Here is a 6908-nt window from a genome sequence, read left to right on the forward strand (position 1 = left end):
GGGGGGTATGCCACGGTCAGTGCGCTGGGTGATGAAGTCGACGCGCGGGCCGAGGCCCGGCGCCTGTCCTGCGCGCTGGTGGTGGCTGATGGCCGGCCCGTGCCAGTGGATGATATCTGAACTTCTTTTATCTGTTTAATATAACAAGGTTTTTTCCGGCTGGTCGCCTTTGTCCCGGTCGGGCCGTATAGCAAGGAGCATGAAATGTCCAACGTCACCGTGATCGGCACCCAGTGGGGTGACGAGGGCAAGGGAAAGATCGTGGACTGGCTGGCCAGCCGGGCCGATGTGGTCGTGCGTTTCCAGGGTGGCCACAATGCGGGCCATACGCTGGTTGTAGGCGAGCAGACCTACAAGCTGTCCCTGCTGCCATCGGGGCTGGTGCGGGGCAAGATGGGCGTGATCGGCAATGGCGTGGTGGTTGACCCCGAAGCGCTGCTGAAGGAAATCGACCGTGTGACGGCGCAGGGCCTGAAGGTCACGCCCGAGACGCTGAAGATTGCTGAAAACGCGCCCCTGATCCTGCCCGTGCATGGCGCGCTGGACCGTGCGCGTGAAGCCGCGCGTGGTGAGCGCAAGATCGGCACCACGGGCCGTGGTATCGGCCCCGCCTATGAAGACAAGGTGGCCCGTCGCGCCATCCGTCTGTGCGATCTGGCCGAGCCGGAAACGCTGGACTGGAAGCTGGACGAACTGCTGCTGCACCACAATACCCTGCTCAAGGGTCTTGGGGCCGATACGTTTACCAAGCAGGAACTGCTGGACTTCCTGAACGGTGTTGCGCCCCGCGTGCTGCCGTTCATGGCCCCGGTGTGGGACCTGCTGGATGACAGTCGCCGCAGTGGTTCGCGCATTCTGTTTGAAGGCGCGCAGGCGGTCATGCTGGACGTGGACCACGGCACCTATCCGTTCGTGACCAGTTCCAACACCGTTGCCGCCAATGCGGGCACGGGCGCGGGTGTGGGGCCCACCACCATCGGTTTCGTCCTGGGCATTGCCAAGGCCTATACCACGCGTGTGGGTGAGGGGCCGTTCCCCAGCGAACTGCATGACCAGATGGGTCGTACGCTGGGTGAACGCGGGCATGAATTCGGCACCGTGACCGGCCGCCCCCGCCGCTGTGGCTGGTTTGATGCCGTGCTGGTGCGTCGTGCGGTGCGTGTGGGTGGTGTGAACGGTCTGGCGCTGACCAAGCTGGATGTGCTGGATGGCCTGGACGAAATCAGCATCTGCGTTGGTTACGAACTGGATGGCAAGAAGATCACCAGCTTCCCCTCGGCCCCCGGTGCGCAGCAGCGTATCCGCCCGGTGTTCGAGACGATGGAAGGCTGGAAGGACAGCACCAAGGGCGCACGGTCCTGGGCTGAACTGCCCGCGCAGGCCATCAAGTATGTCCGCCGGATCGAGGAACTGGTTGAAGCGCCGGTTACCCTGCTGTCCACCAGCCCTGAACGTGACGACACCATCCTGATGCGGGATCCGTTCGAGAACTGATTGTCAGTCATAAAAGTTTCTGGGTGCCGCCTTTTTTCAAAAAGGCGGCGTTCTTTGAAGCTTTTTGAAAAAAAGCTTCACCAAAAACTTCTTTAATTATGACCAGTACAGACAAAAAAGCCCCGCAGCGCCAGAAGCATGCGGGGCTTTTTTTATCCAGAAGGCTGTCGGTGGTCAGGCCTCGGCCTGTGTCTCATGTTTTGCGCGACGGGATGCAACTTCCGCCTTCATCGCGGTCTGCACCTTTTCAAAGGCACGGACCTCGATCTGGCGCACGCGCTCGCGTGAGATGTTGTAGACATGGGACAGTTCTTCCAGTGTCGCCGGTTCGTCCTTGAGCCGCCGTTCGGTCAGGATATGACGTTCACGGTCGTTCAGTGACTTCATGGCGTTGGCCAGAAGGGCCTGCCTGCCGGAATATTCCTCGCTCTGGGCAAGGGTTTCTTCCTGGTTGTCGTTGTCATCAACCAGCCAGTCCTGCCATTCCCCTTCACCATCCATGCGCAGCGGCGCATTCAGGCTGTGGTCGGGGGCGGCAAGCCTGCGGTTCATGTTCACCACGTCCTGTTCGGGCACGCCGAGGGACTGGGCGATCTTGTTGACCTGTTCAGGCTGCAGGTCACCATCATCAATCGCCTGCATCTGCCCCTTGAGGCGACGCAGATTGAAGAAGAGTTTTTTCTGTGCGGCGGTCGTGCCGATCTTAACCAGTGACCAGCTATGCAGGATGTATTCCTGTATCGCAGCACGGATCCACCACATGGCGTATGTCGCCAGGCGGAAGCCACGGTCGGGGTCGAAGCGGCGGACCGCCTGCATCATCCCGATATTGCCTTCGCTGATCAGTTCGCCCACCGGCAGGCCATAGCCGCGATAGCCCATGGCGATCTTGGCGACGAGCCGCAGGTGGGAGGTGACAAGCTTATGCGCGGCTTCGGTGTCGCCCCTGTCTTTCCAGCGGCGCGACAGACGAAGCTCCTCCTCGGGGGAGAGCATGGGAAATTTACGGATGTCCCGAAGGTATTTGGACAGGTTGTTTTCGGGACCGGAAATAAGGGCAGAAGCAGAAGAGGCCATTGTAACGGACTCCTGTTCCAGAGGGACGGGACAGCTTTAATCCGGTCTAACGTAACCGTGACCGGAAGGGTTGCATTCGTCTCTCTGATAGACGCACGACTGGACATCTCACGTCCCTGTATATGACCCCCGTCATGGGCAGTTTTATACAGGACGTCCAGTTAGCCTGGGGGCGTCGGCCCCGGCGAACAATCACCGAACATAGGCATCTGGCCCTGCCATGTCAACGAATATGCCCGCAGATCAGGCAATACCGGACAGCAGGAGGCGGAAGTCTTCCGGTGGCGCGGTCTCGAACAGCATCTGCTCACTCGTGCGGGGATGGACGAATCCCAGCCTGCGGGCATGCAGCGCCTGACGGGGAAAATCCAGCGCAGCGTCCTTTGCCACGGGCGGCAGGCCACGGGCGGCGGCCGGGATCCGGCGCAGATAGACCGGGTCGCCCACCAGCGCGTGCCCGGCATGGGCGAAATGTACCCGGATCTGGTGGGTGCGCCCGGTCGCAAGCCTGCATTCCACATGGGCCAGGCCGCCATGGAACGTGTCCAGCACCCGGTAATGGGTCAGCGCCACCTTGCCGCCGCCGTTTGCAATGACCGCCATGCGCTTGCGATCACGCCGGTCGCGCCCGATCGCGCCGTCGAACGATCCGTTGGCGGGGGAGGGAATGCCCCAGCAGATGGCCTGGTACGCCCGGTCGATCCTGCGTTCGGCAAAGGCGAGGGAAAGCGCCTGATGCGCCATTTCGGTCTTGGCCGCGACCATGATGCCCGATGTGTCCTTGTCCAGGCGGTGAACAATGCCCGGCCGCCTTTCGCCGCCGATTCCGGTCAGCCCTTCGCCGCAATGGGCCAGCAGGGCGTTGACCAGGGTGCCGTCCTCGTTGCCCGGTGCGGGGTGGACAACCATGCCCGCGGGCTTGTCCAGCACGATCAGGTCGCGGTCCTCGTATAATATGTCCAGCGCGATATCCTGCCCCTGTGGCGTGGTGGGGATTGCGGGGGGGATGTGAATTTCATAACACATGCCTGCCCGCACGGGTTCCGCCGGATCACGCAGCGGGGCGCCATTGCGCAACAGGTGTCCGCTTTCCATAAGCGACTTGACGCGTGAGCGCGAAAGGCTTTCGACCGCATTGGCCATGAAGCGGTCCGTGCGCTGGCCTGCGTCATCGGCGGTGGCGATGACAGGGGCAGGGGGGGCAGTGTCATTCATGGCATGTGTCTATCGGAAAAAACGGTATTCGGGAACGGAAAGCACATAATGGAAAAACAGGGATCGCGCGCGCTGCTTGCGGCGGTGATCGGCATGGGAATCCTTCTGTTCATCGGTTCGCTGGCGCTGGTTGGCGTGCTGGTACACCGCATGATGCACCCGGTGGCTACTCCGGCGACCTCGGTGGCCGGGGCGGTGACAGTCCCGCCGGTTATCGCGGGCGCGGACGTGTCGGGGGATCTGGTGATGGATGAAGCGCCGGGCACGCATGTGCAGGCCGTGACGGCCCGGCCGGATGGACTGCTGGCGGTGGTGCTGGCCGGTGGGGGGCCGGATCGTGTGGTGGTGTGGGATCCGTCCGGTCGGCGTATTGTGGCCCGGCTTGTCCTTGGCCAGCCCTGATGGGGCGGGGCCGCAATTCTTTCCTTGCATCCCCACGGGTGATCGCATAGAACGCGGCACCGGCCTTTGTCCCGTTCGTCTAGAGGCCTAGGACACCGCCCTCTCACGGCGGCAACACGGGTTCGAATCCCGTACGGGACGCCAGATATCCTGCCACAGTTTCCTGTGGTTGCTGGCCAGATATCACCATTTCCCTGAATTACGGTCATGTCACGGGTCATCAGTGCTGTTGCATGGGCTGCACGAATTCCGGGCCATGCCTGATATGATGAAAATCATCAATTAATGACCGGCATGAAGTGTCCGATCCGTGGCTGGCGCAGCCTGCGCGTAATGACCCTTCATGCAATGACGACGGCTTGCATCAATGGCATTCGTCACTGATCCGGATATGGCTGGATATGTAGGCGCCTGTCATCCAACGGCACGCAACTGAACGGTCATCATGCACGGCGACCTGGAATTTTCCGGTCGGGCGGATGCATCTGCCGCTCATGAAATGATACTGGATCTGTACGTGCGTGCCGGGCATGAAGGGCGGTAATCCCGTGCCCGCCGGAACGGCTCGGGGGTTTCCTGCCGTTCGTGCATATATATAAAGACGATGGACTTTATCCATCCCCCATGGTCGCCGAAGAAAAAAACCGTCGTGAGGCGGCTTCTTCATATAGTGCGTAATATTTTTAAATAGTTATTTTCACTGAAGAGCGATCAATCTATGGCATGGCAATGTTTTTCATATTAATATATAATAAAGGCATCTTATATCGATTCCTGTACGATTTGCATGAAAAGCATTGATTCAGGTCAAGTCGTCCTGAAATTTAAAAATATTTTCCATCTTTTAATTTCCGGAAGGATGGCAGCATATTGGCACTGGTCATTTTCCATATTTCTCTTTTGATTTTTGCAGGAATAATCAACGGGATTTTGGGGGTGCTTGCGGGCCTGACGTGATAAAAATGCAACTTCCCCCCCCTTCCAGTCCGTAAGGACGCTGGTGGCTGTTTCGCCACCGGGAGGTAAGACGGTATGCTCCCTTTCCGTAACAAAGTCTGTCGCGTGATGGCGGTGTCCGGCTTGCAGGATGGGGGAGTTTGCGACTAAGGCGTCATTGGGTGTGGCCGGGTATGGGATTGAGTACCAGTTCCCGCCTGTGGCTGCATCGGTTCGGATTTCTGAAGTGTATGGTGATCAATGCTGTTGGATTTTATGAAGCTGCAGAAACATGTATCCGGGATGGGGCGTCGGTCCTTTCTGTCCGTCATGGCGGCAGCAGGCAGCATTCCGCTTGTTTCCACGGCTGAAGCGGGGGATGGTACGCAGGTGAGCCAGCAGTGGGCCATTTTCCGCAGCAAGTATTTCCACCCTGATGGCCGTATCATTGACACGGGCAACAGTGGCGAATCCCACAGTGAAGGGCAGGGCTACGGCATGCTTTTCGCCGCCACCGCCGGTGACCAGACGGCGTTCGAGGCGATGTGGGTATGGGCGCGCACCAATCTCCAGCACAAGACCGATGCCCTGTTTTCCTGGCGTTACCTGGAGGGGCATAACCCTCCGGTCGCGGACAAGAACAACGCCACCGATGGCGACCTGCTGATCGCGCTTGGCCTGGCGCGGGCCGGCAAGCTTTGGAAACGGGCTGACTATATTCAGGATGCTATGGCCATCTACGCCGATGTGCTGAAGCTCATGACCATGAAGGTCGGCCCTTATGAGGTGCTGTTGCCCGGGGCGACCGGATTCGTCACCAAGGAAACGGTTACCCTCAACCTGTCCTATTACGTCATGCCTTCGCTCATGCAGGCGTTTGAACTGTCGGCCGATGCCCGGTGGCAGACCGTAATGGAAAACGGGCTGCGCATTATTGCACAGGGCCGATTCGGTGAATGGAAGCTTCCGCCGGACTGGCTGTCGATCAATCGGCAGACCGGCGCTTTTTCAATTGCGAAGGGCTGGCCGCCACGTTTCTCCTATGATGCGATTCGTGTGCCGCTCTACCTGTACTGGGCGCATATGTTGTCGCCGGACCTGCTGGCGGATTTCACCCGTTTCTGGAACCATTTCGGCGCATCGGCGCTGCCGGGTTGGGTAGACCTGACAAATGGTTCACGATCGCCCTATAATGCGCCCCCCGGCTATCTGGCCGTTGCGTCGTGTTCGGGTCTGGCATCGGCAGGGGGGCTGCCCACGCTGGATCACGCGCCGGATTATTATTCCGCAGCACTTACATTGCTGGTTTATATCGCCCGTGCCGAGGGAGGTGGGATGTGAGTTCAGCCGATAATGAAGCAGCAGGAGCGCAGGCCCCTCGCCCGAATGTGGACATGGACAATCCACAGGATGTGGCCCGTATGCTTACGGCTGGCTACGGTCTGAGCGGGAAGGGGTTTCACTACCATTCCTTCCGCTCGGTCGTGCGGGATATGCCCGCCATGGAAGGCCCGGAAGAGCCTGTCCATGAAGATGCGCACGATACGCATGCCTACGCTGAAGATCATTATGCCGAACAGGAACAGTATGTCCCTGCCGCTGAGCCGGAACCTGTGGCGCCGCCAGTCGTAGCGTCTCCCCCGCCCGCGCCGCCTCCGCCGCCAGTGGCGCCGGAAGTCGTGCACGCACCCCAGCCGCCCGTGGCCGAGACGGTTGCGCCATCACCCGCGCCCGCACCGCCCCCGCCGCCCGTCGTGCCGGAAGTCGTGCACACACCTCAGCCT

General features: G+C 60.1%; 5 protein-coding genes, 1 tRNA gene and 1 pseudogene. 5 read left to right on the forward strand and 2 right to left on the reverse strand.

Annotation, left to right across the window (positions count from 1 at the left end; all coding sequences use genetic code 11):
* Positions 1-204 precede the first annotated feature (204 nt).
* The gene (locus F1542_RS14110; RefSeq protein WP_193733587.1) at positions 205-1494 is read left to right on the forward strand and encodes an adenylosuccinate synthase; all 1290 of its coding nucleotides are present in this window, start codon (positions 205-207) and stop codon (positions 1492-1494) included.
* Positions 1495-1668: 174 nt separating this feature from the next.
* Here F1542_RS14110 and rpoH read toward each other — a convergent pair whose 3' ends face one another.
* Positions 1669-2571, reverse strand: coding sequence for an RNA polymerase sigma factor RpoH (rpoH, locus tag F1542_RS14115; RefSeq protein WP_193733588.1), 903 nt, complete (start codon positions 2569-2571; stop codon positions 1669-1671).
* A gap of 243 nt (positions 2572-2814) precedes the next feature.
* Positions 2815-3786, reverse strand: coding sequence for an RluA family pseudouridine synthase (locus F1542_RS14120; RefSeq protein WP_193733589.1), 972 nt, complete (start codon positions 3784-3786; stop codon positions 2815-2817).
* 48 nt (positions 3787-3834) lie between these two features.
* On the opposite strand from F1542_RS14120, the gene F1542_RS14125 reads away from it, so the two are divergent.
* The 4 genes and pseudogenes from F1542_RS14125 to F1542_RS14140 form a co-directional block, all read left to right on the forward strand.
* Positions 3835-4188, forward strand: coding sequence for a hypothetical protein (locus tag F1542_RS14125; RefSeq protein ID WP_193733590.1), 354 nt, complete (start codon positions 3835-3837; stop codon positions 4186-4188).
* A 68-nt stretch (positions 4189-4256) separates the two neighbouring features.
* Positions 4257-4332 (forward strand) — tRNA-Glu (locus F1542_RS14130).
* Positions 4333-5385: 1053 nt separating this feature from the next.
* Positions 5386-6465 (forward strand): glycosyl hydrolase family 8, encoded by a 1080-nt coding sequence (locus F1542_RS14135; protein ID WP_193733591.1) that lies wholly within the window; start codon positions 5386-5388, stop codon positions 6463-6465.
* Positions 6462-6908 (forward strand): annotated as a pseudogene (locus F1542_RS14140) (endoglucanase); the annotation flags it as partial. The gene F1542_RS14135 and the pseudogene F1542_RS14140, both read left to right, overlap by 4 nt.

Source organism: Komagataeibacter sp. FXV3, from assembly GCF_015155755.1.
GTDB lineage: Bacteria > Pseudomonadota > Alphaproteobacteria > Acetobacterales > Acetobacteraceae > Komagataeibacter.

Bases quoted from the DNA above. Each gene is read 5' to 3' on its own strand.
- F1542_RS14120 (WP_193733589.1), bottom strand. From the start codon at position 3,786: ATGAATGACACTGCCCCCCCTGCCCCTGTCATCGCCACCGCCGATGAC.
- F1542_RS14125 (WP_193733590.1), top strand. From the start codon at position 3,835: ATGGAAAAACAGGGATCGCGCGCGCTGCTTGCGGCGGTGATCGGCATG.
- rpoH (WP_193733588.1), bottom strand. From the start codon at position 2,571: ATGGCCTCTTCTGCTTCTGCCCTTATTTCCGGTCCCGAAAACAACCTG.
- F1542_RS14135 (WP_193733591.1), top strand. From the start codon at position 5,386: ATGCTGTTGGATTTTATGAAGCTGCAGAAACATGTATCCGGGATGGGG.
- F1542_RS14110 (WP_193733587.1), top strand. From the start codon at position 205: ATGTCCAACGTCACCGTGATCGGCACCCAGTGGGGTGACGAGGGCAAG.